This is a genomic window from Ferrovibrio sp. (assembly GCF_019636075.1).
Lineage (GTDB): Bacteria > Pseudomonadota > Alphaproteobacteria > Ferrovibrionales > Ferrovibrionaceae > Ferrovibrio.
The window spans coordinates 1-25,384 of the sequence record NZ_JAHBYG010000041.1 but is presented as its reverse complement, the minus strand read 5'-3'; the positions used below and the strand labels follow the sequence as shown (position 1 = coordinate 25,384).

The window sequence follows — 25,384 nt, the reverse complement described above, 5'->3', positions numbered from 1 at the left end:
TTGTGTTTCGGTTGATGCGTTTGTCGCCTTACAAGCCCTTCACGATATCCTCGACCATCTTCTTGGCGTCGGCCAGCAGCATCATCGTGTTGTCTTTGTAGAACAGCTCGTTGTCGATGCCGGCATAGCCGCTGGCCATGGAGCGCTTCACGAACAGCACGGTCTTGGCCTTGTCCACATCCAGGATGGGCATGCCGAAGATCGGGCTTTTCGGGTCGTCGCGGGCGGCGGGGTTGGTCACGTCGTTGGCGCCGATCACGAAAGCCACGTCGGCGGTCTGGAACTCGGAGTTGATCTCTTCGAGTTCGAACACCTCGTCGTAGCTGACATTGGCTTCGGCCAGCAGCACGTTCATATGGCCCGGCATACGGCCCGCGACCGGATGGATGGCGTATTTCACTTCCACGCCCTCCTCCTTCAGCTTGTCGCCCATCTCGCGCAGCGCATGCTGGGCCTGGCTGACCGCCATGCCATAGCCCGGCACGATGATCACCTTACCGGCATTCTTCATGATGAAGGCAGCATCGTCGGCGGAGCCCTTCTTGTAGGGCCGGTCCACCTTGCCGCCACCGGCAGCAGCGCCGCCCGCATCGGAGCCGAAGCCGCCGAGGATCACGTTGAACAGCGAGCGGTTCATGCCCTTACACATGATGTAGGACAGGATGGCGCCCGAGGAACCGACCAGCGCGCCAGTAACGATCAGCGCCGGATTGAGCAGCGTGAAGCCGATGCCTGCCGCCGCCCAGCCGGAATAGCTGTTCAGCATGGAGACCACCACCGGCATATCGGCGCCGCCGATCGGCAGGATGATCAGGAAACCCACGATCAGCGCCAGCACCGTGACCGCCCAGAACAGGGTGGGCGACGGGTTGAAGCAGAAAGCCACGATCAGCGCCAGGATGGCCAGGCCCAGCAATGCATTGAGCATATGCTGGCCCTTGAAGATCAGCGGCGCGCCCGAGACCAGGCCCTGCAGCTTGGCGAACGCCACCAGCGAGCCTGAGAAAGTGATGATACCGATCACCACGCCGAGCGACATTTCGATGCGGCTGGCCACGCTGAGCTGGCCGGCGGCATTGAGGATGCCGTAAGGCGCCGGGTTGTAGAAGGCGGCGGCCGCCACCAGCACGGCGGCAAGGCCGACCAGGCTGTGCATGGCGGCAACGAGCTGAGGCATCGCCGTCATCTGAATGCGGCGTGCCAGCACGGCGCCCACGCTGCCGCCGATCAGCAGCGCGAGCAGCACCCAGACGATGCTGGAGCCGAGCGCCTGCAGATTGGCGATGGTGGTGAGCACCGCGATGCCCATGCCGACCATGCCGAACATGTTGCCCTGGCGGCTGGTTTCCGGGCTGGACAGACCGCGCAGCGCGAGGATGAACAGCACCGAGCTGACGAGATAGAGAAAGGCCGTGAGTTGGATCGACATCTGGCGGCCCCTTAATGCTTCTTCGCCGGCGCGTCTTTTTTCTTGTACATCGCCAGCATGCGCTGGGTGACAAGGAAGCCGCCGAAGATGTTGACCGCCGCGAGCACGATGGCAACGAGGCCGAAGATCTTGGATGTATCGAATGCGGAACCCGCGCCGGCGGCGATCAGCGCGCCGACGATGATCACCGAGGAAATCGCATTGGTCACGCTCATGAGCGGCGTGTGCAAGGCGGGCGTCACGCTCCACACCACGTAATAGCCGACGAAGCAGGCCAGCACGAAGATGGAGAGCAGCGAGAAGAACGAATAGACCTCACCCATGGCTCAGGCCCCTTCCTTCAAAGACGGATGCACGACCTGGCCACCGAGCGTGACGCAGATGCCGGAAACGGTTTCGTCTTCACGGTTGAATTTGAAGCTCTTGGCTTCCTTGTCCCAATGCGGGGTGAGGAAGTTGAACAGGTTCTTGGCATAAAGCGCCGAAGCATCCACCGCCACCCGGCTGGGCACGTTGGTATGGCCGACCAGCTTCACGCCATAGGCCTCGACGATTTCGCCCGGACGCGACAACGGACAATTGCCGCCGGCTTCCACCGCCAGATCGACGATCACCGAGCCGGGCTTCATGCTCTTCACCATCTCCTCGGTCACCAGCACCGGCGCGGGCCGGCCGGGGATGAGCGCGGTGGTGATGATGATATCCTGCTTCTTGATCGTTTCGGCGATCAAGGCAGCCTGCTTGGCCTTGTATTCGGCCGACATTTCCTTGGCATAGCCGCCGGCGGTCTGGCTGGCGCGGGCTTCTTCGTCATCCACCCAGACGAACTTGCCGCCCAGGCTTTCCACCTGCTCCTTGGTGGCGGGGCGCACATCGGTGGCGCTCACCACGGCGCCCAGCCGCTTGGCGGTGGCAATCGCCTGCAAGCCCGCCACGCCCACGCCCATGATGAACACGCGAGCCGGCGCGATGGTGCCGGCCGAGGTCATCATCATCGGGAAGGCACGGCCGAACACGGCAGCGGCATCCAGCACGGCCTTGTAGCCGGCAAGGTTGGATTGCGAGGACAGCACGTCCATGCTCTGGGCGCGGGTGATGCGCGGCATCAGTTCCATGGCATAGGCATCGATGCCGGCTGCGGCATAGCCCTTCACCTGCTCGCGCTGTTGCAGCGGTTGCAGCATGGCCAGCAGCACGGCGCCCTTCTTCAGCAGGGCGGCTTCGTCGTTGCCTTCGGCCGCCGTCATCGGGCGCTGCACCTTCAGCACCATGTCGGCATCGCCCAGCGTAGCCTTGGCATCGGCAGCGATTTTGGCGCCGGCATCGACGAAGGCCTGGTCGGGAATATCCGCGCCGGCACCGGCTCCGGTTTCCACCACCACCTCGGCGCCCATCTGAACGTATTTCTTGACCGTTTCCGGCGAAGCGGCCACGCGCTTCTCGCCCGGACGGCGCTCCTTGGGTATGGCGATTTTCATATCTGCTGATTCCCCCGATGCTGAATAACCACGGCCAGCGGCAGGCCCGCCGGCTGCGTGCGTTCCACCCGCTTCAGCGGATGGAGATCAGTGGCCGCCGTGATGGACGAGGAAAAACGCCATCAGCGCCAGAAGAATGGCAATCGCAATCGAAGAATACGTGGTTGCCTTCATGAAACCGGCATAGGTCTGGCGGTGCATGGAGATATCCATGCTGCCCATCTGATGCTCGCCGTTGCTGTTACCCATGGGTTGGTCCTTTTTTCTTTTACTATAGGGATTTGCGGGCGGATATTAGCCGCGCCCAGAAGCCCGGCACAACCCTCTCAAAGCGGGTTGCAACGCAGATTTCACACGGAAAAAGCTATAGCACGGCCGATGCTCTGGTCCAGCCGGGAATTCGCCGCGCCATAAGCCTGGCTGGCAGCGCGGGCATAGGCATCGCCGGCACCCGCCTGCGTTGTGCCGCCCTTCTCGCCCTGTTCCTGCTGCTGTTGTTCAGCCTGCTTCTCGGCCTGCTTCTCGGCCCGAAGCTCGGCCCGAAGCTCAGCCTGGGCCTGCAAACGCAGCTTCTGGGCCGCGGCGGCCACTGCCCGGTCGGCGCCGGAAGGATCGGCCGGAGCCAGGGCCGCTGCCGCCACCTGGGCGGCTTTCTGCAAGGTCGCCTGGGGGTCGTTTTCCGGGCTGATATCGATGCTTACCTCACCCGAGGTGGCATACATCTGGCCATCGGGGCCGCGCGTGTAGCTGTAGGATGGCGCGCCGGCATATTGCCCGCCGGCAGCGGCATGGGCGCGCTCATGGGCCCGCACCTTGGCATCCGTCGCCTTCAGCTTGGCAACCTGGGCCTTTTCCTCCTCGGAGAGATCGTCGCCGGGCGTGTTGCCTTTCACGGCAACAGTCTGCCCTTGCCGCGCCTGAAGATAGGGCGAAGCCATGTAAGCCGGTGATGTGGAGACACCGCCGATCATGGCGGCAGTTTCGCGCCGAAGCGCGCCCGTTTCAAGGCGATTCGGGCGTGATCGAAATCTCTGCCGCCTTCAGCGCCGCCGCCTGGCGCCTGGCCAGGCCCTTGGTATCGAAGCCTTCGATCAGGTCATGAAACAACCGGTGCCAGTTGATGGCGGCATTCAGATGCAGGAACACCCCGCCCAGGCCCACCGCGGCGCGGTCCATGAACACGAATTCGCGCGGCGGGGTGACGCCGCCCAGCTTCTTGAGTTCGGCATGTACCTTCTCGGCCACCTCGCGGCCATACAGGCCGGTCTGCTCCATTTCCTGTATCCGGCGGGGACGATCCTCCAGCAGCGGCGCATAGACGAATTCGGCCCACAGATTGAGCGTGTCGATCACCTCATTCGACAGCCCGGCGAAGCCCCAGGTTTCGTAGGCATGCACCGCCAGCGCGCGATCCTGGGTGGAGATGGCACGATACAGATCGATCACGCCGCCGACGAATTTCGGCGGGAATATCCGCACGCAGCCGAAATCCAGCAGGTTAACGCCGAGATCGTCGCGGATGGTGTAATTGCCCAGATGCGGATCGCCATGGATCACGCCGCAGCGGTAGAAGGGCACATACCAGGCGCGAAACAGATTATAGGCGATGCGGTCGCGCACCTCCTGCGGCGCATCCTTGTAATCCAGCAAAGGCCGGCCTTGCAGCCAGTTCATGCCGAGCAAGCGCTTGGTGACCAGGCCATCCTGCGGCACCGGAATATGCACCTCGGATTCATCGGCCAGCATGGCGCCATAAAGCCGCATATGCGCGGCCTCGCGCTCGTAATCCAGTTCCTCGCGCAGACGATCGGCGATTTCGGCATGGATATGGCGGGTATCGATGGCGGGATCGATGCGGCCATAGATGGCGAAGATCAGCTTCAACTGCCTGAGATCGGCTTCCACCGCCGAGGCCATGTCCGGATATTGCAGCTTCACGGCCAGCGCGCTGCCATCCAGCGCCACGGCCTTATGCACCTGGCCCAGACTGGCGGCGGCGGCGGCCTGCAGGTCGAAGCTTTGAAAGCGCTTTTCCCAGCCCGGCCCAAGCTCGCTGACCATGCGACGTTTCACGAAAGCCGGGCCCATGGCCGGCGCATTGGCCTGCAATTGCGCCAGTTCCTGCACATATTCCTTGGGCAGCGCATCGGGAATGGTGGACATGATCTGCGCCACCTTCATCAGCGGGCCTTTCAGCCCGCCCAAGGCCTGGCGCAGGTCGTTGGCATGCTTGGAGCGATCAAGCTTCACGCCCAGCATACGCTCGGCGCCCAGCTTGGCCGCCAGGCCACCCACCGAAGCCCCTACCCGGGCATAGCGCCGGGCGCGGCCGAATGCGCTGTCGTCTTCCGCCATCGCGTCAGAGCGTCTCCAACTCGTCGATGAAGCCTTCGATCACGCTCAAACCCATGCTCCAGAAAGCCGGGTCGGCGGCATTCAGGCCGAAGGGTGCGAGCAATTCCTTGTGGCGCTTGGTGCCGCCGGCCTTGAGCATGGCGAAGTATTTATCCTGGAAGCCCTTCTCGGCATCCTGATAGCGGGCATAGAGCGCATTCACCAGGCAATCGCCGAAGGCATAGGCATACACATAAAACGGCGAATGCACGAAATGCGGAATATAGCACCAAAACGTGCTGTAATCCTGATCGAAGCGGAAAACCGGCCCCAGGCTTTCGCGCTGCACGCCCAGCCAGATTTCACCCAAGGCATCGGGCGTGAGTTCGCCCTGGCGGCGGGCGGCATGCACCTTCTGCTCGAATTTGTAGAAGGCGGTCTGGCGCACCACGGTGTTGAGCATATCCTCTACCTTGGAGGCCAGCATCGCCTTGCGCTGTTTCGGCTTGGCCTGGGCCAGCAGCGAGCGGAAGGTGAGCTGCTCGCCGAACACGCTGGCGGTTTCAGCCAAGGTGAGCGGCGTATCGGCCATCAGCGCGCCCTGCTCGGCGGCGAGCAATTGATGCACGCCATGGCCCAGTTCATGGGCCAGCGTCATCACATCGCGGGTGCGGCCGAGATAATTCAGCAGCAGATAGGGATGCGCGCTGGGCACAGTGGGGTGTGCGAAAGCCCCCGAGGCCTTGCCCGGCCGGGCCGGCGCGTCGATCCAGGCATTGTCGAAAAACCGCTTGCCCAGATCGGCCAGCTTGGGCGAGAAGCGGCCATAGGCATCCAGCACGATATCGCGGGCCTCGTTCCAGGGGATCGAGCGCTCCTTCTCCTCGGGCAGCGGCGCGTTGCGGTCCCACCAATCCAGTTGCTTACGGCCCAGCCAGCGCGCCTTCAAGGCGTAATAGCGATGCGACAGCTTCGGGTAGGCCGCCGTGACGGCCCCTGTGAGCGCATCCACCACCTCGGGCTCGACGCAATTGGACAGATGCCGCTGGGATTCCGGCGCCGGATAGTTGCGCCAGCGATCCTCGATCTCTTTGTCCTTCACCAGGGTGTTGGTGACCAGGGCGAACAGCCGGATATTCTGCTTGAACACCTTGGCGAGAGATTTTGCCGCCGCCTTGCGCCGGGCCGGATCGGATTCCGACAGCCGATGCAGGGTCTGCTCGGCGGTCAATTCCTCGCTGCCGATCTTGAAACGCAGGCCGGCCATGGTTTCGTCGAACAGGCGGTTCCAGGCGCTGCGCCCCGCCACTTCCTTCTCATGCAGCAGGCGTTCGAGTTCGTCGTCCAACTGATGCGGGCGATACAGCCGCAGATCGCGCAGCCAAGGGCCGTAATGCGCCAGCTTTTTCGATTGCTTCAGCTTGGCATCCAGCGCCGCGTCCGGCAGCTTGTTCAGCTCCAGGGTGAAGAACAGCAGCTTGGTGGTGACGGCGTTCAGCGTCTCCTGCATGTCCTGGTAGAAGCGCCCCACGGCGGGATCGGCCATGTCGGCGGCATAGGACAGCGAGGCATAGGCATACATGCGGCCGATACGGTCCTGCAACGCTTCGTAATCGCGGATGGCAGCGGCCAGGGCATCGCCCGTCAATTTGGCGATCTTGCCCTTGGCGGCGGCCGCCAGCGCCTCGGCGGCCTTGTCGGCCTTGGCGATATCCGCCTTGAGCGCCGGGGAATCGCGGCCCGGATACAGATCGTTCAAATCCCAGGTGGGAAGAGTGCCGAGTTTCTTTGCCGCCTGCGCCGCTGCCATGACCGCCTCATGCGATGAGAATTGCTATCAATCAATATGGGGCGGCAGCCGGCTTTCGCCAACGGTCGGCCGCCGATTTCCCGCTTCAACTCAGCAGGAAGTGAGCATGGGCGGCAGCTACCGGCTTGGCCGGATCGTCCTGCCAGGCCTCGGCGCGCACATTGGCCACCCGGCGGCCCAGGCGGGTGATGATGCCGCGGGCATGGATCGGCGCCAGGCGGGCCGAACGCAGGTAATCCACCGACAGGTCGATGATGCGCGGCAGGCTCTCATCCTCGTTGGACCAGATCAGATGCACGATGGCGGTGGATTCCAGCAAGGCACCCACCACACCGCCATGCAGGGCCGGCAGGCGGGCATCGCCCACCAGCTTGGGATCGGCAGGCAGCGAGCAGATCGGGCCGTCAGCCTCCAACCGCACTTGCAGGCCGAGAAAGCGCAGATAGGGAATCTGCTGCACCAGACCGTTGATATCGCCCGATTGCCGGGCGGCGGCAATGGCAGCACGCATATCGGTCATGGCGCAGCCGCTTTGCCATCGTTGGCGGCCAGCATGAAGGCGCCGACGCAGGAAGCCACCAGATCGTCGGGCGCATCGGGGTGATAGGCCCGGGCGCGCACGAAGGCGATGGAGGTGGTGATCTTGTAGCAATGGGCGGCGGCATGCAATTCGGCATGGGCGCGGGCCGGCTTGAGATAATCGATACGCAGATCCAGGGTGGCGATACCCACCGGCAGGCCGGTGGCGCCCATCACCGCCATGCCCGAAACGGTGTCGATCAAGGTGGTGACCACGCCGCCATGCAGCACACCGGTGGCCGGATCGCCCACGAAATCGGCATTATAGGGCAAGGCCATGATGGCTTCGTCGGCAGCCACCTTGAGCACGCGCACGCCAAGCGCTGCGCATTGCGGCACGCCCTGATGCAGAAAGCTTTCCACCATCTGCGGCGTAAGCTGGCTGACATCGATGCGCGGCGGTTTGGCCATCGTTAAAGATTTCGGCCGTGATAATTGCGATACCATTCCACGAAACGCGGCACGCCCACATCGATCGGCGTGCTGGGCTCGAAACCGAGATCGTTACGGATCGCCTCGATATCGGCATAGGTTTCGCGCACATCGCCGGGCTGCATCGGCTGCAGGTCGCGGATCGCCTTCTTGCCGATGGCCTGTTCCAGCAGGTCGATCAGGCGCAGCAGCGGCTCGGGCTTGTTGTTGCCGATATTGTAAACCCGGTAGGGCCGGCCATCTTCGTTGGGCGGCGGCGGATGGTCCAGCGCCGAAACCACGCCGCGCACGATATCGTCGATATAAGTGAAGTCGCGGCGCATGTCGCCGTGATTGAACACCTGGATCGGCTTGCCTTCCAGGATCGCCTTGGTGAACAGATACAAAGCCATGTCGGGCCGGCCCCAGGGGCCATAGACCGTGAAGAAGCGCAGCCCGGTCTGCGGGATCGTGAACAGATGCGAATAGGCATGGCTGATCAGTTCATCCGCCTTCTTGGTGGCGGCATAGAGCGACACCGGCTTGTCTACCCGGTCTTCCACCGCGAAGGGCAGTTTGGTGTTGCCACCATAGACCGAGGAGGATGAGGCATAGACCAGATGCTCGAAATTCGGCAGCCGGCGGCAAAGCTCCAGGATGCTGGTATGGCCCAGCAGATTGGCGCGCACATAGGCGAACGGGTCGATCAGCGAATAGCGCACGCCGGCCTGGGCAGCCAGATGCACCACGCGGCGGATCGGCTGGTCGCCCAAAGCCTCCTGCAACGCCGGCCAATCGGCGATATCCAGCTTGATGAAGCGGAAACCCGGCTTGCCTTCCAGACGCGCCAGACGCGCCTGCTTCAAAGCCGGGTCGTAATAATCATTCAGATTGTCGATGCCGATCACCGAATCGCCGCGCGCCAGCAGCGCCTCGGTCACGTGATATCCGATGAAGCCGGCAACGCCGGTGAGCAGGATGGTCATGCACGATCCAACGACAGAACAGGGCCGAAATAACCCTGCGCGCTGTCTAACATAAACGAAAGAAAGAGCAACCTGCTGCGTTGCAGCAACGATACCTGATTATTTAACTATCGACTTTGACGCGCATCGGGGTATAATTAGGTCAGCATTGCTTACCTATTTTGTCCGCCCCAGCCCTATATTCAGGGCACGGACCGGAAGCTGCAGGAGGAAACGGGATGCTGACGAATGTCACGCTCGACGATAAATATACGCTCGAAAAAGGGCGCGTTTTCCTGACCGGCACGCAAGCGCTGGTGCGCCTGCCGATGCTACAGCGGAAACGCGACGAACTGGCCGGGCTGAATACCGGCTGCTTCATTTCCGGCTATCGCGGCTCGCCGCTGGGCATGTATGACCAGCAACTCTGGCGCGCCCGCAAATTCCTGAAATCCAACCATGTGCATTTCCAGCCCGGCCTGAACGAGGATATGGCTGCCACCTCGGTATGGGGCAGCCAGCAGGTGGGCATGTTCCCCGGCGCCAATTACGATGGCGTATTCGGCATCTGGTATGGCAAGGGCCCGGGCGTGGACCGCGCCATGGATGTGTTCAAGCATGCCAATTCGGCCGGCACCTCCAAGCATGGCGGCGTGCTGGCCTTGTGCGGCGACGATCATGGCGCCGCCTCCTCCACGCTGGCCCATCAATCCGAACATATGATGATGGCGGCGATGATTCCGATGCTGAATCCCGCCTCTGTTCAGGAGTTTCTGGATTACGGCCTGCTGGGCTGGGCGATGTCGCGCTATGCCGGCGTGTGGGTCGGCTTCAAATGCCAGACCGAAACCGTCGAAAGCTCGGCCAGCGTTTCCATCGATCCCGAACGGCTGCAGATCAAGCTGCCGGAAAATTTCCAGATGCCGCCGGGCGGGCTGAATATCCGCTGGCCCGATGGCGTGCTGGAGCAGGAATTACGCCTGCAGCAGCATAAGGCCTATGCCGCGCTGGCTTTTGCCCGCGCCAACCAGATCGACCGCGTGACCATCGACAGTCCGCGCGCCCGGCTGGGTATCATCACCACCGGCAAAAGCTATCTGGATGTGCGCCAGGCGCTGGACGAATTGGGCATCGACGAAAAGCTGGCCGCCGAAATCGGTATCCGGGTTTACAAGGTCGGCATGGTCTGGCCGCTGGAGCGCGAGGGCGCGCGGCATTTCGCCGAAGGGCTGGAAGAGGTTCTGGTCGTCGAAGAAAAACGCGCGATGATCGAGAATCAGCTGAAAGAGCAGCTTTACAATTGGCGCGAGGATGTGCGCCCGCGCGTGGTGGGCAAGTTCGACGAACAGGGCCAGTGGATACTGCCGTCTGCCGGCGAGATCACCCCCGCCATGGTGGCCAAGGCCATTCATGCGCGGCTGAAGCGCTTCTATACCAATCCGCTGATCGAGGAGCGCATCGCCTTCCTGCTGAAGAAAGAGCAGGAAAAGAGCGTGGCCAAAGTGGCTGCGGCGCGCACGCCGTATTTCTGCTCGGGCTGCCCGCATAACACCTCCACCCGCGTGCCGGAAGGCAGCCGTGCGGCGGCCGGCATCGGCTGCCATTTCATGGCGTTGTGGATGAACCGCGAAACCGCCACCTTCACCCAGATGGGCGGCGAAGGCGTGCCATGGGTGGGCCAGGCGCCGTTCACCGACGAGAAGCATATCTTCGCCAATCTGGGCGACGGCACCTATTTCCATTCCGGCCTGCTGGCGATCCGGCAATCCATCGCGGCCAAGGTGAACATCACCTACAAGATTCTCTATAACGACGCCGTGGCGATGACCGGCGGCCAGCCGCATGACGGCCAGCTCACCCCGCCTGCGATCACCCAGCAGGTTTATGGCGAGGGCGTGAAGAAGATCATCGTTGTCACCGACGAACCTGACAAATACCCCATCGGCACGCCCTGGGCGCCCGGCGTGACCATCCGCCACCGCGACGAACTGGATACCGTGCAGCGCGAATTGCGCGAGATCGAAGGCTGCACCGTGCTGGTCTACGACCAGACCTGCGCCGCCGAAAAGCGCCGCCGTCGCAAGCGCGGCACTTTCCCCGATCCGCAGAAGCGCGCCTTCATCAACGATGCCGTTTGCGAAGGCTGCGGCGATTGTTCGGTGAAATCCAACTGCGTCTCCGTCGAACCGCTGGAAACCGAGCTGGGCCGCAAGCGCAAGATCAATCAATCCTCGTGCAACAAGGATTTTTCCTGCGTGAACGGCTTCTGCCCCAGTTTTGTCACCGTGCATGGCGGCAAGGTGAAGCGGGCCAAGGTGCAAGCCGGTCGCCAGGGCCCATCCGAAGCCGATATCGTGGCGATGATCGCCGCCCTGCCGAAACCTGAAACCCCAAGCCTGACCAAACCCTACAATATCCTGATCACCGGCATCGGCGGCACCGGCGTGGTGACCATCGGGCAGATCCTGGGCATGGGCGCGCATATCCAGGGCTTCGGCACCAGCGTGCTGGATTTCACCGGCCTGGCGCAGAAAAACGGCGCGGTGCTGAGCCATATCCGCATCGCGAAGAATCCCGACGACATCCATGCCGTGCGCGTGGCCTCGGGCGGTGCAGATTTGCTGCTGGGCTGCGACATGGTGGTGGCCGCCGGCACCGATGCGCTGGACAAGCTGCATAAGGGTGTGACGCGCGCGGTAGTGAACAGCCACCTCACGCCCACCGCCGCCTTCACCTTGAACCCGAACATGAAGTTCAACACCAATGAGATGATGGGTGCTATCCGGGACGCCAGCGGCGCCAACCTGGCGGAATTCCTGGAAGCCACCCGCATCGCCACGGCGCTGATGGGCGATGCCATCGCCACCAACATGTTCATGCTGGGCTATGCCGTGCAACGCGGCCTGATCCCGGTGCCGCTGGATGCGCTGGAAAAAGCCATCGAGTTGAACGGCGCGGCAGTGGACAGCAATCTGCGGGCGCTGGGCTGGGGCCGGCTTTTCGCGCAAGACCCCAAGACCGTGGAAATGATCGCGCGGCCCGCCATTCCGGTGGCGGAATTGCAGCGTTTCGCCAGCAGCACCGATGAAATCCTGGCCGACCGCTACGACCGCCTGGTGAAATACCAGGATCGCGCCTATGCCGACCGCTACAAGGCGCTGGTGGAAACCGCGCGCACGGCCGAAACCGAGAAAGCCAAGGGCTTTACCGGCCTGGCCGAAGCCGTGGCGCGCTATGGCTACAAGCTGATGGCCTACAAGGATGAGTATGAGGTTGCCCGGCTTTATACCGATGGCGATTTCCTGCAAAAGCTGAATGCGCAATTCGAGGGCGATTTCAGCCTGGAATTCCACCTTGCGCCGCCGCTGCTGGCCCATGCCGATCCGCAGACCGGCCTGCCGAAGAAAATGCGCTTCGGCCCCTGGATGCTGAAAGCTTTCGGCCTGCTGGCGAAGTTCAAGGGCCTGCGCGGCGGCAAGCTGGATATCTTCGGCTATACCGAGGAACGCCGGATGGAGCGCAAGCTGATCGCCGAATACGCTGCGCTGATCCAGGATATCGCAAGCAAGTTGACACCTGACAATCACGCCTTGGCGATACAGCTTGCCAGCATCCCGGAAGATATCCGCGGCTATGGCCATGTGAAGCTGCGCCATCTGCAACAGGCGCGGGACAAGCAGGCCAAACTGCTGGAAGCTTTCCGCAATCCGGCGCAGCAGGCCAGCGCGGCGGAGTAAAAACCTTGCGGCATGCCCTTGCGGAATGACGCAGGGGCATGGCCTGCAAGGCAATTGCGTGTCTCGAAACTTCGTGGCTTGATCACGCTATGAGCGAGATACTCACCCTGCATCGCAAGGATGGCGGCCGTTTCGCGGTTGAAATCTTTGCCAGCGAAAATGCCGCCGCGCCTGTTGTGCTGATCCAACCGGCGATGGGCGTGCGCGCGGGCTATTACCGCCTGCTGGCGGAAGCCCTGCGGGATGCCGGCTGCCATGTGGGCATTGCCGAATTGCGCGGCCATGAAGCGCATGACGATGCACGCCGCCCGGGCTGGGGCTACGATTTCGGCTATCACCACATGCTGCACGAGGATTGGCCGCAGGCGATTGCCGCCATGAAGGCGCGCTTTCCTGGCAGCCGCTTCTATCTGCTGGGCCATAGCCTTGGGGCGCAGGTGAGTTGCCTCTATGCCAGCCAGCATCAGGCAGAACTGGATGGCATGATCCTGATTGCCTGCTGCTCGGTGGAATGGCGGTTATGGGGCGCGCCCTTCCTGATCTATAGCCAGGCGGCGGGGCAGATCGGCCGGCTGCTGGGCTATTTTCCCGGCAAACATTTCCGTTTCGCCGGCCGCGAAGCACGCGGCGTGATGGCCGATTGGGCCAGGCTGGCGCGTACCGGGCGTTTCATCCTGGGCAAGCCGAAACTGGATTACGAACCGGCTTTGCGCGCAGTGACGCTGCCGGTGCTGGGCATTTCGCTGGAGGGCGATTTCTTCGCCCCGCGCCATGCCTTCGACGCGCTGGTGAACAAGATGCCGAAAGCCGCGCTGGAGCGGCATCACCTCAATCCCAAGGCTTTGGGCTTCGATGGCATCGACCATTTCCGCTGGGCGCGCAAGCCGGAATTGGTTTTACCAACGGTCAGGCAATGGCTGGATCGGCAGGCGGGCGAGCGGGCCTGAGTTGCGGCGGCAGGCGTGGACCCCCAGAACAAGTGCGAGGGTGACGATATGTGGGGTGAGGTCTTCACCGCCCCTCGTAGCACTTCACTTTCGTGACTTCGCCGCTATCGGTTTCGGTGCTGGGCTCACGGTAGATTTCCATCGTGCCGCGATTGCGCAGCTTGCATTCGCCGAGCGGAAACCAGGAGGAGAGCAGGATCACATAGATAAATTCGCCCTGCGCCAGACGGTCCGGCGCGCAATAGCGCTGCACCTCGCGCGGTTTCACGCCCACGGTGGAATGCACCCTGCCCTCGCGCTTGATGCGGATCGGCCAGTTATATTCGGTGAGGTTGGCGATCTGCACGCAGGCCTGGGCATCGTCGGTGACCGGCCGCTGCGGCGCCTGACGCTGCTGGGCGGCGGCATCGAAGGCGTTGAACACCAGGCAGCAGGCTACCAGCGATGCTGCCGCGCGCACCATCTCATTCCGCCGCTTCGGCTTCCATGCCAAGTGCGCCCATATAGAGATCGAGCAATTCTTCCTGCTCGGCCAGGTCGGCGCGGTCCATCTTGCGCAGGCGGATCACCTGACGGAGAATCTTCACGTCGAAGCCATGGCCCTTGGCTTCGGCATAGACTTCCTTCACGTCGTCGGCCAGCGCCTTCTTTTCTTCTTCCAGCCGTTCGATGCGCATCACGAGCTGACGCAACTGGTCGGCGGCGAAGTTGCCGGTCTTCAACTTGGTGGCCATGACGATCCTCGAACCCTTAAATGGAGCGCGGCATTATAGCCGTCGCCGCTTACAGCGGAACCGGGCGGATAAGTTATCCACAGGCTAATCCCCGGCTTTTCGCGTTTCAGTGCTTATGCGCCTGGGACGAAACCGCAAAAGCGGCCTTCTGTTCGGCACTGGCCTCTTTCTGGTATTTCGCCTGCCATTCCGGGTAGGGCATGCCGTATACGATTTCGCGCGCAGCCATCTTGTCCAACGCCAAACCCTTGCCAGCGGCCGCTTCCTGATACCAGTTGGACAGGCAATTGCGGCAGAAACCGGCCAAATTCATCAAGTCTATATTCTGCACATCGGTGCGTCCGCGCAGATGCTCCAGCAGCTTGCGGAAAGCAGCGGCTTCCAGTTCGGTGCGGGTCTTGTCGTCGATCGGCTGGGTCATGGGGCCCTCATTGCGGCATCTCGAAATTCACGGTCTCGGCCATCAGCCAGGCCACCACGGCACGCAAGGCAGCGGCCCGGTCCATGCCATTATCTAGTGCGGCGCGGTAAACCTGCAACTGCCGATGCGCCGAACTGCCGCGCGCCAGGATGCCCCGCGCACGCTCCACTTCGGCCAGGCAGCCCATGGCAACGGCCTCTTCGCGCACCAGTTCGATCAATTCCTCCAGCAGGCCGGCATAAGCCAGCCGCTCGCCCTTGCCGAAATCCACCAGCGCGCCATGGATACCATAGCGCGCCGCCAGCCAGCGATTCTCGTCGATCAGCGCATTGGCATAAATGCGCCAGCGCTGGTTGCGCTGTTTCAGCCGCAACAGCATGGCCAGCAGACAGCGGAACAAAGCCGCGATGCTGATTGCATCATCCAGCCGGGTGCACACATCGGTGACGCGCATTTCCAATGTGGGAAACCGCGCCGAGGGGCGGATATCCCACCACAGCTTGGTGGCATCCTCGATCAGCCCGGCCTGCACCAGCCGGCTCACCACGCGCTGGTATTCGCCCCAGCTTTCAAAGCGTTCCGGCAGGCCGGTGCGCGGCAAACTATCGAATACCGAAAGCCGGAAACTCTGCAGCCCGGTTTCCTCGCCCTGCCAGAATGGCGAGGACGTGGACAAGGCCAGCAGATGCGGCAGGAAATAGCTGATCTGGTTCATCAGGTCGATGCGCAGATCTTCATCCTCGATACCCACATGCACATGCAGGCCGCAGATCACCAGACGGCGCGCCACGCCGGCCAGATCGTTGGCCAAAGCATCGTAGCGCGGGCGATCGGTATGGCGCTGATCGGCCCAGCGCGCGAATGGATGCGTGCCGGCGGCAATCGGCGCCAGGCCATGCCGGCCCGCCACGCCGGCCACCGTGCCACGCAGCCGCACCAGTTCGGCGCGCGCCTCGGCCATATCCTGGCAAACCGCAGTGGCCACCTCGATCTGGCATTGCAGGAATTCCGGGTTGACCTGGCCACCCACCAGCGTCTCGCATTCGGCCAGCATCGCCGCCGGAGGCTGAACCGCCAGGGCGCCGCTGTCTCGATCAACGAGCAGATATTCCTCTTCCAGGCCGATGGTGAAATCGGCCATCGGTTCAGGCCGCTTTGCGGGCTTGCAGCAGGATTCCGGCCTCGGCCAGGGCCAGGCGGAAGCAGCGTTCCAGCCGATCCGCCCATTCCAGCACGCCGGCATCGTCGCTGATCAGATCCTGCCGCACCTCAACCAGCACATGGGGCAGATCGTTGGCCTCGCCATGGGCGCGAATGGAATAGCCGGCGCGGCTGCGGCCGCTATAGGGCTCGTTGTCGCCCACCACAATGCCCGGCTCGGCGCTCAGCGCCTGCATCAGCGGCGCCGGCAGGCGGGCATCGCGGTCCCACAGGATGCCCACATGCCAGGGGCGCTGGCGGCCCTTCATGCGCGGCGTGAAGGAATGGATCGACAGCAACGCGGTTTTCGGCCCGGCCTGGATCTTGCGCTGCACGGCGACAGCCACATCGCGGTGATAAGGATGGAAATAACGATCCAGCCGATCCTGACGTGCGGCCTCGCCGATATCGCGGTTGCCGGGCACCACAACGCCGTCGCTGACTTCGCAGATCAGGGTGGGATCATCCGGCGCACGGTTGCAATCCACCACCAGGCGCGACACTGCCGAGCAGAAGCCCGGCGCATCCAGCCGCTGGCAAAGCAATTCGGTGAGTTTGGCGGCGCCGATATCCCAGCCGATATGCCGTGCAATTTCTTCTTGCGTGAGGCCGAGATCATGCAATTCAGGCGGCACGATCTTGCTGGCGTGATCGCAGATCAGCACCAGGGGCGCCTGGCCGGCGGGATTGAGTATGCGATGCGTAAGGGCGGCTTCGGTCACTGTAAAACCTGGGTTGCAAATGTGTTAGGCCCCGGCTGGTTGGATTGCAAGGGCGGTTTGCCCTGGGTAGTCTGCCGCAGCGTAAAAACATGAGGACCGTAACCGTGCTGCAACACATCGCCATTGTCGGCAGCGGACCCGCCGGCCTGTTCACCGCCGATGCCTTGATCCGCCAGCGCCCGGAATTGAAGATCGATGTGTTCGAGCGGCTGCCGACCCCCTATGGCCTGGCACGATTCGGCGTGGCGCCGGACCACCAGGGCACCAAGGCGATTACCCGGCAATTCGACCGGCTGTTCGGCAACCCGAATATCCGCTTCCTGGGCGACCTGGCCGTGGGCGAAATGCTGCCGCTGGCGGTTTTGCGCGACTATTACGATGCCGTTGTGCTAGCCGTTGGCGCGCATCAGGATCGCCGCCTGGGCATTCCCGGCGAGGCGCTGCCCGGCGTGTATGGCTCGATGGCGTTTGTGGGCTGGTATAACGGCCATCCGGATTTCACCGGCCTGTCGCCGCTGCTGGATATGCCCGGCGTGGCGATTGTCGGCCAGGGCAACGTGGCGGTGGATATCGCCCGCGTGCTGAGCAAGACCCCGGCCGAGATGGCCGCCGCCGATCTCTGCGCCCATGCCGCCGGCAGCATCCAGGCCGCCGCCATCCGCGATATCTACCTGATCGGCCGGCGCGGCCCCATCGAGGCCAGCTTCACCAGCGCCGAACTGGCCGAACTCGGCAAACTGGAGCGCGTGCGCCCAGTGGTGAACAAAGCCGATCTACCGGAAAGCCTGCCCGAAACGGCCAGCGGGGATCTGAAGATCAAAGAACGCAACCTGCAACTGCTGCATGACTATGCCGCGCGCAGCGACGACAAGCCGATCCGGCTGCATTTCGTTTTCCATTCCACGCCGGATGCCATCCTGGGCGAAAGCCGCGCGGAAGCGCTGCAAATCCGCAACGCCGCCACGCCGCTGCCGGTGGGCACCGTGATCAGCGCCATCGGCTATGGCACGGCGGGCTTCGGCGACCTGCCCGCTCCCGATGCCGCCGGCCGCCTGCCCAATCAGGATGGCCAGATCGCCCCTGGGCTATACACAGCGGGCTGGGCCAAGCGCGGCCCGTCCGGCACCATCCCCACCAATCGCAGCGAAGCGAAAAGCGTGGCCGACAAACTGCTGGCGGATTTCGCAGACGATGCGGCGCCTGCCAAGCCGGGTTCGGCAGCGCTGGATGGCTGGCTGAACGGCAAGGGTTTGCAGGCTGTGGATTACGCCGCCTGGAAGCGCATCGAAGCCGCGGAAACCGCAGCCGCCCGGCCCGGCGCACCGCGCGAAAAACTTGCGGAGTGGGCGGCTTTGCGCAAGGCAGCGCAGGAATAAGAACTGGGCAGCGCAGGAATAAGAACTGGGCAGCGCAGGAATAAGAACTGGGCAGCGCAAGCGTAATACCCGCGCTGCCCAGCTTTAAGCCTTACGCCGCGCCGTAAGCCATCTGCTGGCCGAGTTCCAGCGCATAGCCGGCTGAGCGCACGGTGCGGATGATATCCGCCTCGTTGTCGCCATTCAGCGCCTTGCGCAGGCGGCGGATATGCACATCCACCGTGCGCTGCTCGACATAGATATCGCGGCCCCAGACCGCATCCAGCAACTGGTCGCGCGACAGAACGCGGCCAGGATGCTCGAGGAAATGCCGCAGCAGGCGGAATTCGGTGGGGCCCAGATGCACCTCGCGGCCATTGCGTGTCACCTTATGGGTGGCGATATCCATCACCAGCCCACCATAGGTGAGCACTTCCTCGGCAAGGGCCGGACGGATACGGCGCAACACGGCGCGGATACGGGCCAGCAATTCCGACGGGCTGAACGGCTTGGCGATGTAATCATCGGCGCCGGCATCCAGGCCGCGCACGCGATCGGCCTCTTCGCCGCGCGCGGTCAGCATGATGATCGGTACGTTGCGGGCATCGCTGTCGCGGCGCAACTGACGGCAGACTTCCAGGCCGGAGATGCGCGGCAGCATCCAATCCAGCAGGATCAGATCCGGCAGATGCTCGGCCACTTTGAGCAAAGCCTGCTCGCCGTCGGTCGCCTCATCCACCGTGTAACCTTCCTTCTCGAGGTTGTAGCGCAGCAGCGCCAGCAGCGCCGCTTCATCCTCGATCACCAGCACACGGGGCTTTTGCGCCACGCTCATGCCCGTATCTCCTTACTTGTCCAATACCGCAATATCGGCATTCTCGCCCTTGGGCCGCTCATCCTTCGGAATCTGGCCACGCACGGCATACACGATCAATTCGGCGATATTGGTGGTGTGGTCGCCGATGCGTTCGATATTCTTGGCGATGAACAGCAGATGCGTGCAGGCCGTGATCGAACGCGGGTCTTCCATCATGTAGGTCAACAGCTCGCGGAACAGGCTGTTATACATATCGTCCACTTCTTCGTCGCGCAGCAGCACGGCTTCGGCCTTGGCGGCATCATGGCTGATATAGGCATCCAGCGTGTCTTTGAACATCGCCTGCACCAGCGAAGCCATGCGCGGCACCGCGCTGACCGGCCGCACCACCGGCGACTGGTTCAACACCAGCGACCGCTTGGCGACATTCTTGGCATAATCGCCGATCCGCTCCAGCTCCGACGATATCCGCAAGGCCGAAACGATCACCCGCAGATCCAGCGCCATCGGCTGGCGCAGGGCCAGCAGGTCGATGGCGAATTCATCTAGCTGGTTGCGCAGCACGTCCACCTTGGCATCGCCCTGCACCACTGTGCTGGCTTTGTCGGAATCGCGCTTCACCAGCGCCTCGATAGCGGCGGCGAATTGCGATTCCGCCATACCGCCCATCTGCACCACCATGGTGCCCAGTCGCTTCAGGTCGTCGTCGTAAGCCTTGACGGTATGCTTCTGCGTCATGGTTGCTGTTCCTCGTTCCAACTCAGCCGAAGCGGCCGGTGATATAGCCCTGGGTGCGTTCGTCGCTGGGGTTGGTGAAAATGGTCTTGGTGTCGCCGGTCTCCACCAGAATGCCGAGATGGAAGAAAGCCGTGCGCTGCGACACGCGGGCGGCCTGCTGCATGGAATGGGTGACGATCACGATGGTGTATTCCTCGCGCAATTCGTCGATCAGTTCCTCGATATGCGCGGTGGCAATCGGGTCCAGCGCCGAACAGGGCTCGTCCATCAGGATCACTTCGGGCGAAACCGCCAGCGCACGGGCGATGCACAGGCGCTGCTGCTGGCCGCCGGAAAGCCCGGTGCCGCCCTCGGCCAGACGGTCGCCCACTTCCTTCCACAGGCCGGCCTGCTTCAGGCTCTTTTCCACGATGGCATCCAGTTCCTCGCGGCTTTCCGCCAGGCCATGGATACGCGGGCCATAGGCCACGTTTTCGTAAATGCTTTTCGGAAACGGATTGGGCTTCTGAAACACCATGCCGACCCGGGCGCGCAACTGCACCACATCCACGCTGTTATCGTAAACATCCAGCGTATCCAGCTTGATCTCGCCCTGCACGCGGCAACCGCGCACGGTATCGTTCATGCGGTTGAGCGAACGCAAGAAGGTGGATTTGCCGCAACCCGAAGGGCCGATCAGCGCAGTGACCGAGCGGGCCGGCACATCCAGGTCGATGCCTTTCAGGGCCTGCTTGTCGCCGTAGAACACATCGACCTTGCGGGCCGACATCTTCACGGGCGCATTGCTTGTGGAATAACCGTTTTGCATGGGAGGCATCCTGTTTATCACCAACGCCGTTCAAATTTCTTACGCAGCAGAATTGCCGCAAGGTTCATCAGAAGCAGGAAGACCAGCAGCACGATGATGGCGGCCGAGGTCTTTTCCACGAAACCGCGTTCTGCGCTGTCGGCCCACATGAAAATCTGCACCGGCAGCACAGTGGCGGCATCCACCGGCGTGGCCGGCACATCCACGATGAAAGCCACCATGCCGATCATCAGCAGCGGCGCCGTCTCGCCCAGGGCATGGGCCATGGCGATGATGGTGCCGGTGAGGATGCCGGGCATGGCCAGCGGCAATACATGATGCAGCACCGCCTGCAGCGGCGAGGCGCCAAGCCCCAGCGCCGCCTGGCGGATCGAGGGCGGCACGGCGCGCAAGGCGGCGCGGGCGGCGATGATGATGACCGGCAGGCTCATCAGTGCCAACACCAGACCGCCCACAAAGGGCGCCGAGCGCGGCATGCCGAAAAATCCGATGAACACCGCAAGGCCGAGCAGGCCGTAAACAATCGAGGGCACCGCGGCGAGATTGTTGATGTTCACTTCGATGATTTCGGTCCAGCGATTCTTAGGCGCGAATTCCTCTAGATAGATCGCGGCCATGATGCCGAGCGGGAAAGCCACCGCCAACGTGACCAGCAGCGTGTAGAACGACCCCACCACGCCGCCCCACACACCCACCAGCTCCGGTTCGCGGCTATCGGCGCCGGTGAAGAAACGGGTATTGAAGCGCAGTTCCAGATCGCCCGTGGCCTTCAGCGCATTGATCCAGCCAAGCTGATTGTCCTTGATGCGGCGATCCGCCTCGGCGGCAGTGGTATCCACCTGGCCCTTCACGAACACATCCACATTGGAATGCGCCGGCAGCCACACCTTGCGGGTCTGGCCAAGCAGGCTGGGATCATCGGCCACCATGCGGGCAAGCTGCACTTCTGCGCCGGCCGACATCAGGGCTTCCAGCGCACGGCGATTGCTGCGGCTGCTTGCCTCGGGGAAGCGCTGTTGCAGGCTCTTGGTGATCAGCGCACCGTAATTGCCCTGCATCAGCTTGGCGGTATCGGTTGTGCCGACCGGCGCGATCTGGTCGGGCTCGAATTGGATTTCGAGTTGCACATGGGTTTGGCGAAAGGCCGTGAAGCCATTGCCCAGGATGGTGAACAGCAGCACGGCCAGGGCGGCCAGCGAAAACAGGATCGCTGCCATGCCGATCAGACGGAAGCGACGTTCGGCGGCATAGCGCGCCTTCAGGCGGCGCTTTGCCTTGTCGGTCATGTGAATGCCCTGGTCGGCCGGCATGGCCGCGAGCTGGTTCGGTTCTGCGGCCATATCAGTCATATTGTTCCCGATACTTCTTCACGATATTGAGCGCGATGATGTTGAGGGCCAGGGTGACGATGAACAGCACCAGGCCGAGCGCGAAGGCGGCCAGGGTCTTGGGGCTGTCGAATTCCTGATCGCCCACCAGCAAGGCGGCGATATGCACGGTGACCGTACTGACGGCGGCCAGCGGATTGGCCGTTATATTGGCCGCCAGGCCGGCTGCCATCACCACGATCATGGTTTCGCCCAAGGCGCGGCTGAAGGCCAGGATCACCGAAGCGGCGATACCGGGCAAAGCCGCCGGCAGGATCACCTTGCGGATGGTTTCGGATTGCGTGGCGCCCAGGCCATAAGAGCCATCGCGCAGGCTTTGCGGCACCGCGTTGATCACGTCGTCAGACAGCGACGAGACGAATGGGATGATCATGATGCCCATCACCAGGCCGGCGGCCAGCGCTGATTGCGAGGCCACTTCAAGGCCCAACGCGCTGCCAGCCTGCTGCACGAAGGGGGCAACCGTGAGCGCGGCGAAAAAGCCGTAAACCACGGTGGGAATGCCGGCCAGCACTTCCAGCGCCGGCTTCACCCAGGCGCGCAGATTCTGCGGTGCATATTCGGCCATGTAAACCGCGCTCATCAACCCCACCGGTACCGCCACGATCATGGCGATGGCGGCAATCAGCAGCGTGCCGGCAAACAGCGGCACCGCACCGAAGGCCCCAGAGGAACCGACCTGATCGACGCGGATCGCCATCTGCGGCGACCAGGTGAGGCCGAACAGAAATTCCAGAGCGTTGATCTTGGCGAAAAAGCGCGCGGCCTCGAAGACCAGCGACAGCACGATGCCGATGGTGGTGAATACCGCCAGCGTGGAAGCGGTGATCAACAGCCATTGCGCCACCTGCTCCACCCTGTTGCGGGCGCGGAATTCAGGCGAGATGCGGCGCAGGCCAGACAGCATGCCGGCAATCAGCAGCACCAGGGCCACCACCCAGAGTGCGGCAGTGCTGATCTGGTGCAGGGTAATATAATGTTCGGCAATCGGGCGCAGTTGCGGATCGGCATGATCCATCGGCACCAGGCCGTAGGCGACATTGCGCACATTCGACATCAGCAGCGAGAGCTGGTCGGCGCGCAGGCTTAGCATCTCGGGCGGCAGGGCATTCTGCACCAGCACCCGCACGATGCTGTCTTCAGCGGCAACCCAAAGGCCGAACAGCAGCAGGCTGGGCAAGCCGCACCAGATGACCACATACCAACCATAGAAAGTGGGCAGGCTATGCAGCCCGGTAATCTTGCCGCCGGCAGCGCCGAGTGCCCGTCGGCGCCCCAGAAGATAACCGCCAAGACTAAGGATCAGCAAAACGGCGAAGAGCAACGATGTCGACATGAACCCCTCACCGAAGGCTGCGAAGCAGCAGCATGCGAGACTGTTTGACGAAACCCTAGATAAAACCGGCTCCGGCAGCCGCACCGGCAAGGCGCGGCTGCCGGATGGTTTGCATTACATGGCCAGGTTGACCAGGCCGGTCACTTCCGAGCGCACCTTCTGAAGCTCGGCCTTGGGCATCGCCACCAGACCCTTCTTCTCCAGATAGCCGCCCTCGCCCATGGAGCGATCAGATACATACTCGGCCATGAATTCCTTTATGCCGGGTACCACACCGATATGCGCCTTCTTGGCATAGACGAATAACGGGCGAGAAACCGGATACTTGCCGCTGGAGATAGTTTCGAAATCGGCTTCGACCCCGTCAACCAAAACGCCCTGCAGCTTGTCCATATTCTCTTCGAGGAAAGAATATCCGAACACGCCCATGAGGCCGGTCTGCCCGGAGGCCAAGCGCTGTACGATCAGGTTGTCGTTCTCACCGGCTTCAATGAAGGCGCCGTCCTCACGGATCTTACCGCAAGCCGCGCTGCGCGCCTTGGAGTCGGTGATCGCATTGATTTCCGGGAACTTCTTGCAGCCCACGTCCATCACCAGCTCAACGAAGCTGTCACGGGTACCCGAGGTGGGCGGCGGGCCCATCACTTCGATCTTCCAATCCGGCAGGGAAGGATTGATCTGCTTCCAGGTCTTGTAGGGATTGTCGGCCAATTGGCCGTTCACCGGCACCTTGGCGGCCAGAGCCAGCCAGATTTCCTCACGCTTCAGGTTGACCTTCTGGCCACCCTTTTTCATCGCGACGGACAGGCCATCGAAACCTACCTTAATCTCGACGATTTCTTTCACGCCATTGGCGGCGCATTGCTCGAACTCGCTCTTGGTGATGCGGCGCGAGGCATTGGTCATGTCGGGATGCTGGGTGCCGACGCCGCCGCAGAACAGCTTCATGCCGCCGCCGGTGCCGGTGCTTTCAACGATCGGGGCCTTGAAGCTGCCGGTCTGGCTGAAGCGCTCGGCCACGGTGGTGGTGAAGGGATAGACGGTGGAAGAGCCGACAACGCGGATCTGGTCGCGGGCGGCCTGCGCCAGGGCGGCATCGGAAGCGGCAAGGGCGGCAACCGCCGTCATGCCAGCCACGAGAAGAGCTTTAGTGTTCACGTCGAACCTCATCGTTTGCCTTGCGGCGCCAAAGTTTGCCTTGCGGCGCCTGGGCGCCTCGGGGGTTTCCGCCGCGCATCGGTTGCGCGGTAGACCGACCGGCGGGTTCGCAACGAACCTCTCCGGTCGGCGCGGAAACTACTGAGGCGCAATGACATGGATGTGACGCAAATATTACATGCGTATGACAATGACGGAGGAATGAAGCAGCGGTATAGATTTTTTAGCGAACAAATGGCAGACGAACAGAAAATACAGAGCCAATTCCCATGTCACTATCGATGACAAGCCGGCCGCGATGCCGGCTGACGATATGTTTCACGATGGCCAGGCCCAGGCCGGTGCCGCCCATCTCGCGGCTGCGGGCCGAGTCGACCCGATAGAATCGTTCGGTAAGGCGGGGCAGATGTTGCTTGGGGATACCCTCGCCCTGGTCGCGGATCGCCACTTCCACCTGTTCGGCATCCAGCCGCTGCAGCCGCACCGTCACGGCAGTCTGCGGCCGGCCGTATTTCACGGCATTGTCGATCAGGTTCTGAAACACCTGGATCAACTCGTCGCGGGCGCCGAGTGCCGGCGGTGCGGCCTCATCCAGGTCCAGAGTGATCGTTACCCCCTTGGCTTGGGCCTGGGGTTGCAAACCGGCGGCGATATCGCGCAGCAGCGGCGCCAACGGCACCGGATCGCCCGGCCGGTCATGCTCGCGCATCTCGATCTGCGACAGCGAGAGCAGATCGTTGATCAGCCGTGCCATGCGGGCGGCTTGATCACGCATGATGCCGAGGAAACGGATGCGGGCTTCCTCGTCGTCGCGCGCCGGCCCTTGCAGGGTTTCGATAAAACCGACCAGGCTGGCCAGCGGCGTGCGCAATTCATGGCTGGCATTGGCCACGAAATCGGCCCGCATGCGTTCGGCTTTCTGCAGTGCGGTCACGTCATGCAGCGCCAGCACCGCAGCCACGCCGCCTTCGCCGGCGCCTGCCTCGGCTCCACCCGCCAGCGGCAAGGCCGCCACGC

The 25,384-nt window shown here is 62.8% G+C and carries 24 protein-coding genes and 1 pseudogene; 3 read left to right on the top strand and 22 right to left on the bottom strand.

The genetic code is table 11. The features are described from left to right. Positions 1-28: 28 nt before the first annotated feature. From KF827_RS15580 to KF827_RS15535, 10 genes and pseudogenes are all read right to left on the bottom strand, one after another. Positions 29-1,429 carry an NAD(P)(+) transhydrogenase (Re/Si-specific) subunit beta gene (locus KF827_RS15580; RefSeq protein ID WP_291007328.1) on the bottom strand — a complete coding sequence of 467 codons (1,401 nt, stop codon included), beginning with the start codon at positions 1,427-1,429 and terminating at the stop codon, positions 29-31. Between the two features lie 11 nt (positions 1,430-1,440). Then, positions 1,441-1,734, bottom strand: a pseudogene (locus tag KF827_RS15575) (proton-translocating transhydrogenase family protein); the annotation flags it as partial. A gap of 21 nt (positions 1,735-1,755) precedes the next feature. Next, positions 1,756-2,907 (bottom strand): Re/Si-specific NAD(P)(+) transhydrogenase subunit alpha, encoded by a 1,152-nt coding sequence (locus KF827_RS15570; RefSeq protein WP_291007326.1) that lies wholly within the window; start codon positions 2,905-2,907, stop codon positions 1,756-1,758. An 87-nt stretch (positions 2,908-2,994) separates the two neighbouring features. Beyond that, positions 2,995-3,156, bottom strand: coding sequence for an aa3-type cytochrome c oxidase subunit IV (locus KF827_RS15565; RefSeq protein ID WP_291007324.1), 162 nt, complete (start codon positions 3,154-3,156; stop codon positions 2,995-2,997). Between the two features lie 101 nt (positions 3,157-3,257). Further along, positions 3,258-3,878, bottom strand: coding sequence for a putative metalloprotease CJM1_0395 family protein (locus KF827_RS15560; RefSeq protein ID WP_291007322.1), 621 nt, complete (start codon positions 3,876-3,878; stop codon positions 3,258-3,260). 31 nt (positions 3,879-3,909) lie between these two features. After that, positions 3,910-5,262, bottom strand: coding sequence for an AarF/ABC1/UbiB kinase family protein (locus KF827_RS15555; protein WP_291007320.1), 1,353 nt, complete (start codon positions 5,260-5,262; stop codon positions 3,910-3,912). 4 nt (positions 5,263-5,266) lie between these two features. Next, positions 5,267-7,051 (bottom strand): M3 family oligoendopeptidase, encoded by a 1,785-nt coding sequence (locus tag KF827_RS15550; protein ID WP_291007318.1) that lies wholly within the window; start codon positions 7,049-7,051, stop codon positions 5,267-5,269. 85 nt (positions 7,052-7,136) lie between these two features. Then, positions 7,137-7,571 carry a PaaI family thioesterase gene (locus KF827_RS15545; protein WP_291007316.1) on the bottom strand — a complete coding sequence of 145 codons (435 nt, stop codon included), beginning with the start codon at positions 7,569-7,571 and terminating at the stop codon, positions 7,137-7,139. Further along, the gene (locus KF827_RS15540; protein ID WP_291007314.1) at positions 7,568-8,041 is read right to left on the bottom strand and encodes a PaaI family thioesterase; all 474 of its coding nucleotides are present in this window, start codon (positions 8,039-8,041) and stop codon (positions 7,568-7,570) included. The genes KF827_RS15545 and KF827_RS15540 overlap by 4 nt, the downstream gene beginning before the upstream one ends. A 2-nt stretch (positions 8,042-8,043) precedes the next feature. Further along, positions 8,044-9,027: an NAD-dependent epimerase/dehydratase family protein gene (locus KF827_RS15535; protein ID WP_291007312.1), complete on the bottom strand. Its 984-nt coding sequence runs from the start codon at positions 9,025-9,027 to the stop codon at positions 8,044-8,046. Positions 9,028-9,245: 218 nt separating this feature from the next. On the opposite strand from KF827_RS15535, the gene KF827_RS15530 reads away from it, so the two are divergent. Both KF827_RS15530 and KF827_RS15525 read left to right on the top strand, forming a co-directional pair. After that, positions 9,246-12,743 (top strand): indolepyruvate ferredoxin oxidoreductase family protein, encoded by a 3,498-nt coding sequence (locus KF827_RS15530; protein ID WP_291007310.1) that lies wholly within the window; start codon positions 9,246-9,248, stop codon positions 12,741-12,743. A gap of 89 nt (positions 12,744-12,832) precedes the next feature. Further along, a complete protein-coding gene (locus KF827_RS15525) occupies positions 12,833-13,690 on the top strand; it encodes an alpha/beta fold hydrolase (RefSeq protein ID WP_291007308.1) in 858 nt (285 codons plus the stop codon). Positions 13,691-13,754: 64 nt separating this feature from the next. Here the strand turns inward: KF827_RS15525 and KF827_RS15520 are convergent, their stop codons facing one another. From KF827_RS15520 to KF827_RS15500, 5 genes are all read right to left on the bottom strand, one after another. Beyond that, on the bottom strand, positions 13,755-14,153 hold the full coding sequence (locus KF827_RS15520; protein ID WP_291007306.1) for a hypothetical protein: 399 nt from the start codon (positions 14,151-14,153) through the stop codon (positions 13,755-13,757). 1 nt (position 14,154) lies between these two features. Beyond that, on the bottom strand, positions 14,155-14,424 hold the full coding sequence (locus tag KF827_RS15515; protein WP_291007304.1) for a DUF2312 domain-containing protein: 270 nt from the start codon (positions 14,422-14,424) through the stop codon (positions 14,155-14,157). A 106-nt stretch (positions 14,425-14,530) separates the two neighbouring features. Further along, on the bottom strand, positions 14,531-14,845 hold the full coding sequence (locus KF827_RS15510) for a DUF1244 domain-containing protein (RefSeq protein ID WP_291007302.1): 315 nt from the start codon (positions 14,843-14,845) through the stop codon (positions 14,531-14,533). 7 nt (positions 14,846-14,852) lie between these two features. Continuing rightward, a complete protein-coding gene (locus tag KF827_RS15505; RefSeq protein WP_291007300.1) occupies positions 14,853-15,986 on the bottom strand; it encodes a carboxylate-amine ligase in 1,134 nt (377 codons plus the stop codon). A 4-nt stretch (positions 15,987-15,990) separates the two neighbouring features. After that, positions 15,991-16,767 carry an N-formylglutamate amidohydrolase gene (locus KF827_RS15500; RefSeq protein ID WP_291007298.1) on the bottom strand — a complete coding sequence of 259 codons (777 nt, stop codon included), beginning with the start codon at positions 16,765-16,767 and terminating at the stop codon, positions 15,991-15,993. A gap of 89 nt (positions 16,768-16,856) precedes the next feature. On the opposite strand from KF827_RS15500, the gene KF827_RS15495 reads away from it, so the two are divergent. Further along, positions 16,857-18,143 carry a ferredoxin-NADP reductase gene (locus tag KF827_RS15495; protein ID WP_291007296.1) on the top strand — a complete coding sequence of 429 codons (1,287 nt, stop codon included), beginning with the start codon at positions 16,857-16,859 and terminating at the stop codon, positions 18,141-18,143. Between the two features lie 91 nt (positions 18,144-18,234). On the opposite strand, the gene phoB is transcribed toward KF827_RS15495, so the two are convergent. From phoB to KF827_RS15460, 7 genes are all read right to left on the bottom strand, one after another. Beyond that, a complete protein-coding gene (gene phoB / locus KF827_RS15490; RefSeq protein WP_291007294.1) occupies positions 18,235-18,957 on the bottom strand; it encodes a phosphate regulon transcriptional regulator PhoB in 723 nt (240 codons plus the stop codon). A gap of 12 nt (positions 18,958-18,969) precedes the next feature. After that, positions 18,970-19,677, bottom strand: a complete 708-nt coding sequence (gene phoU, locus KF827_RS15485; RefSeq protein ID WP_291007292.1) for a phosphate signaling complex protein PhoU — start codon at positions 19,675-19,677, stop codon at positions 18,970-18,972. A gap of 22 nt (positions 19,678-19,699) precedes the next feature. After that, a complete protein-coding gene (gene pstB / locus KF827_RS15480; protein ID WP_291007290.1) occupies positions 19,700-20,485 on the bottom strand; it encodes a phosphate ABC transporter ATP-binding protein PstB in 786 nt (261 codons plus the stop codon). A gap of 17 nt (positions 20,486-20,502) precedes the next feature. Beyond that, positions 20,503-21,795 (bottom strand): phosphate ABC transporter permease PstA, encoded by a 1,293-nt coding sequence (pstA, locus tag KF827_RS15475; protein ID WP_291007355.1) that lies wholly within the window; start codon positions 21,793-21,795, stop codon positions 20,503-20,505. Between the two features lie 31 nt (positions 21,796-21,826). Further along, complete coding sequence (pstC, locus tag KF827_RS15470) at positions 21,827-23,209, bottom strand: phosphate ABC transporter permease subunit PstC (protein WP_291007288.1); 1,383 nt, start codon at positions 23,207-23,209, stop codon at positions 21,827-21,829. 114 nt (positions 23,210-23,323) lie between these two features. Beyond that, positions 23,324-24,367 (bottom strand): PstS family phosphate ABC transporter substrate-binding protein, encoded by a 1,044-nt coding sequence (locus KF827_RS15465; RefSeq protein WP_291007286.1) that lies wholly within the window; start codon positions 24,365-24,367, stop codon positions 23,324-23,326. Positions 24,368-24,590: 223 nt separating this feature from the next. Continuing rightward, positions 24,591-25,384, bottom strand: a 794-nt coding sequence (locus KF827_RS15460; RefSeq protein WP_291007285.1) for an ATP-binding protein, incomplete at its 5' end; no start/stop codon positions are given.

What these genes read in the sequence shown, in the direction of transcription:
- KF827_RS15580 (WP_291007328.1), bottom strand. Translation starts at nt 1,429, where the DNA reads ATGTCGATCCAACTCACGGCCTTTCTCTATCTCGTCAGCTCGGTGCTG.
- KF827_RS15570 (WP_291007326.1), bottom strand. Translation starts at nt 2,907, where the DNA reads ATGAAAATCGCCATACCCAAGGAGCGCCGTCCGGGCGAGAAGCGCGTG.
- KF827_RS15565 (WP_291007324.1), bottom strand. Translation starts at nt 3,156, where the DNA reads ATGGGTAACAGCAACGGCGAGCATCAGATGGGCAGCATGGATATCTCC.
- KF827_RS15560 (WP_291007322.1), bottom strand. Translation starts at nt 3,878, where the DNA reads ATGATCGGCGGTGTCTCCACATCACCGGCTTACATGGCTTCGCCCTAT.
- KF827_RS15555 (WP_291007320.1), bottom strand. Translation starts at nt 5,262, where the DNA reads ATGGCGGAAGACGACAGCGCATTCGGCCGCGCCCGGCGCTATGCCCGG.
- KF827_RS15550 (WP_291007318.1), bottom strand. Translation starts at nt 7,051, where the DNA reads ATGGCAGCGGCGCAGGCGGCAAAGAAACTCGGCACTCTTCCCACCTGG.
- KF827_RS15545 (WP_291007316.1), bottom strand. Translation starts at nt 7,571, where the DNA reads ATGACCGATATGCGTGCTGCCATTGCCGCCGCCCGGCAATCGGGCGAT.
- KF827_RS15540 (WP_291007314.1), bottom strand. Translation starts at nt 8,041, where the DNA reads ATGGCCAAACCGCCGCGCATCGATGTCAGCCAGCTTACGCCGCAGATG.
- KF827_RS15535 (WP_291007312.1), bottom strand. Translation starts at nt 9,027, where the DNA reads ATGACCATCCTGCTCACCGGCGTTGCCGGCTTCATCGGATATCACGTG.
- KF827_RS15530 (WP_291007310.1), top strand. Translation starts at nt 9,246, where the DNA reads ATGCTGACGAATGTCACGCTCGACGATAAATATACGCTCGAAAAAGGG.
- KF827_RS15525 (WP_291007308.1), top strand. Translation starts at nt 12,833, where the DNA reads ATGAGCGAGATACTCACCCTGCATCGCAAGGATGGCGGCCGTTTCGCG.
- KF827_RS15520 (WP_291007306.1), bottom strand. Translation starts at nt 14,153, where the DNA reads ATGGTGCGCGCGGCAGCATCGCTGGTAGCCTGCTGCCTGGTGTTCAAC.
- KF827_RS15515 (WP_291007304.1), bottom strand. Translation starts at nt 14,424, where the DNA reads ATGGCCACCAAGTTGAAGACCGGCAACTTCGCCGCCGACCAGTTGCGT.
- KF827_RS15510 (WP_291007302.1), bottom strand. Translation starts at nt 14,845, where the DNA reads ATGACCCAGCCGATCGACGACAAGACCCGCACCGAACTGGAAGCCGCT.
- KF827_RS15505 (WP_291007300.1), bottom strand. Translation starts at nt 15,986, where the DNA reads ATGGCCGATTTCACCATCGGCCTGGAAGAGGAATATCTGCTCGTTGAT.
- KF827_RS15495 (WP_291007296.1), top strand. Translation starts at nt 16,857, where the DNA reads ATGAGGACCGTAACCGTGCTGCAACACATCGCCATTGTCGGCAGCGGA.
- phoB (WP_291007294.1), bottom strand. Translation starts at nt 18,957, where the DNA reads ATGAGCGTGGCGCAAAAGCCCCGTGTGCTGGTGATCGAGGATGAAGCG.
- phoU (WP_291007292.1), bottom strand. Translation starts at nt 19,677, where the DNA reads ATGACGCAGAAGCATACCGTCAAGGCTTACGACGACGACCTGAAGCGA.
- pstB (WP_291007290.1), bottom strand. Translation starts at nt 20,485, where the DNA reads ATGCAAAACGGTTATTCCACAAGCAATGCGCCCGTGAAGATGTCGGCC.
- pstA (WP_291007355.1), bottom strand. Translation starts at nt 21,795, where the DNA reads ATGCCGGCCGACCAGGGCATTCACATGACCGACAAGGCAAAGCGCCGC.
- pstC (WP_291007288.1), bottom strand. Translation starts at nt 23,209, where the DNA reads ATGTCGACATCGTTGCTCTTCGCCGTTTTGCTGATCCTTAGTCTTGGC.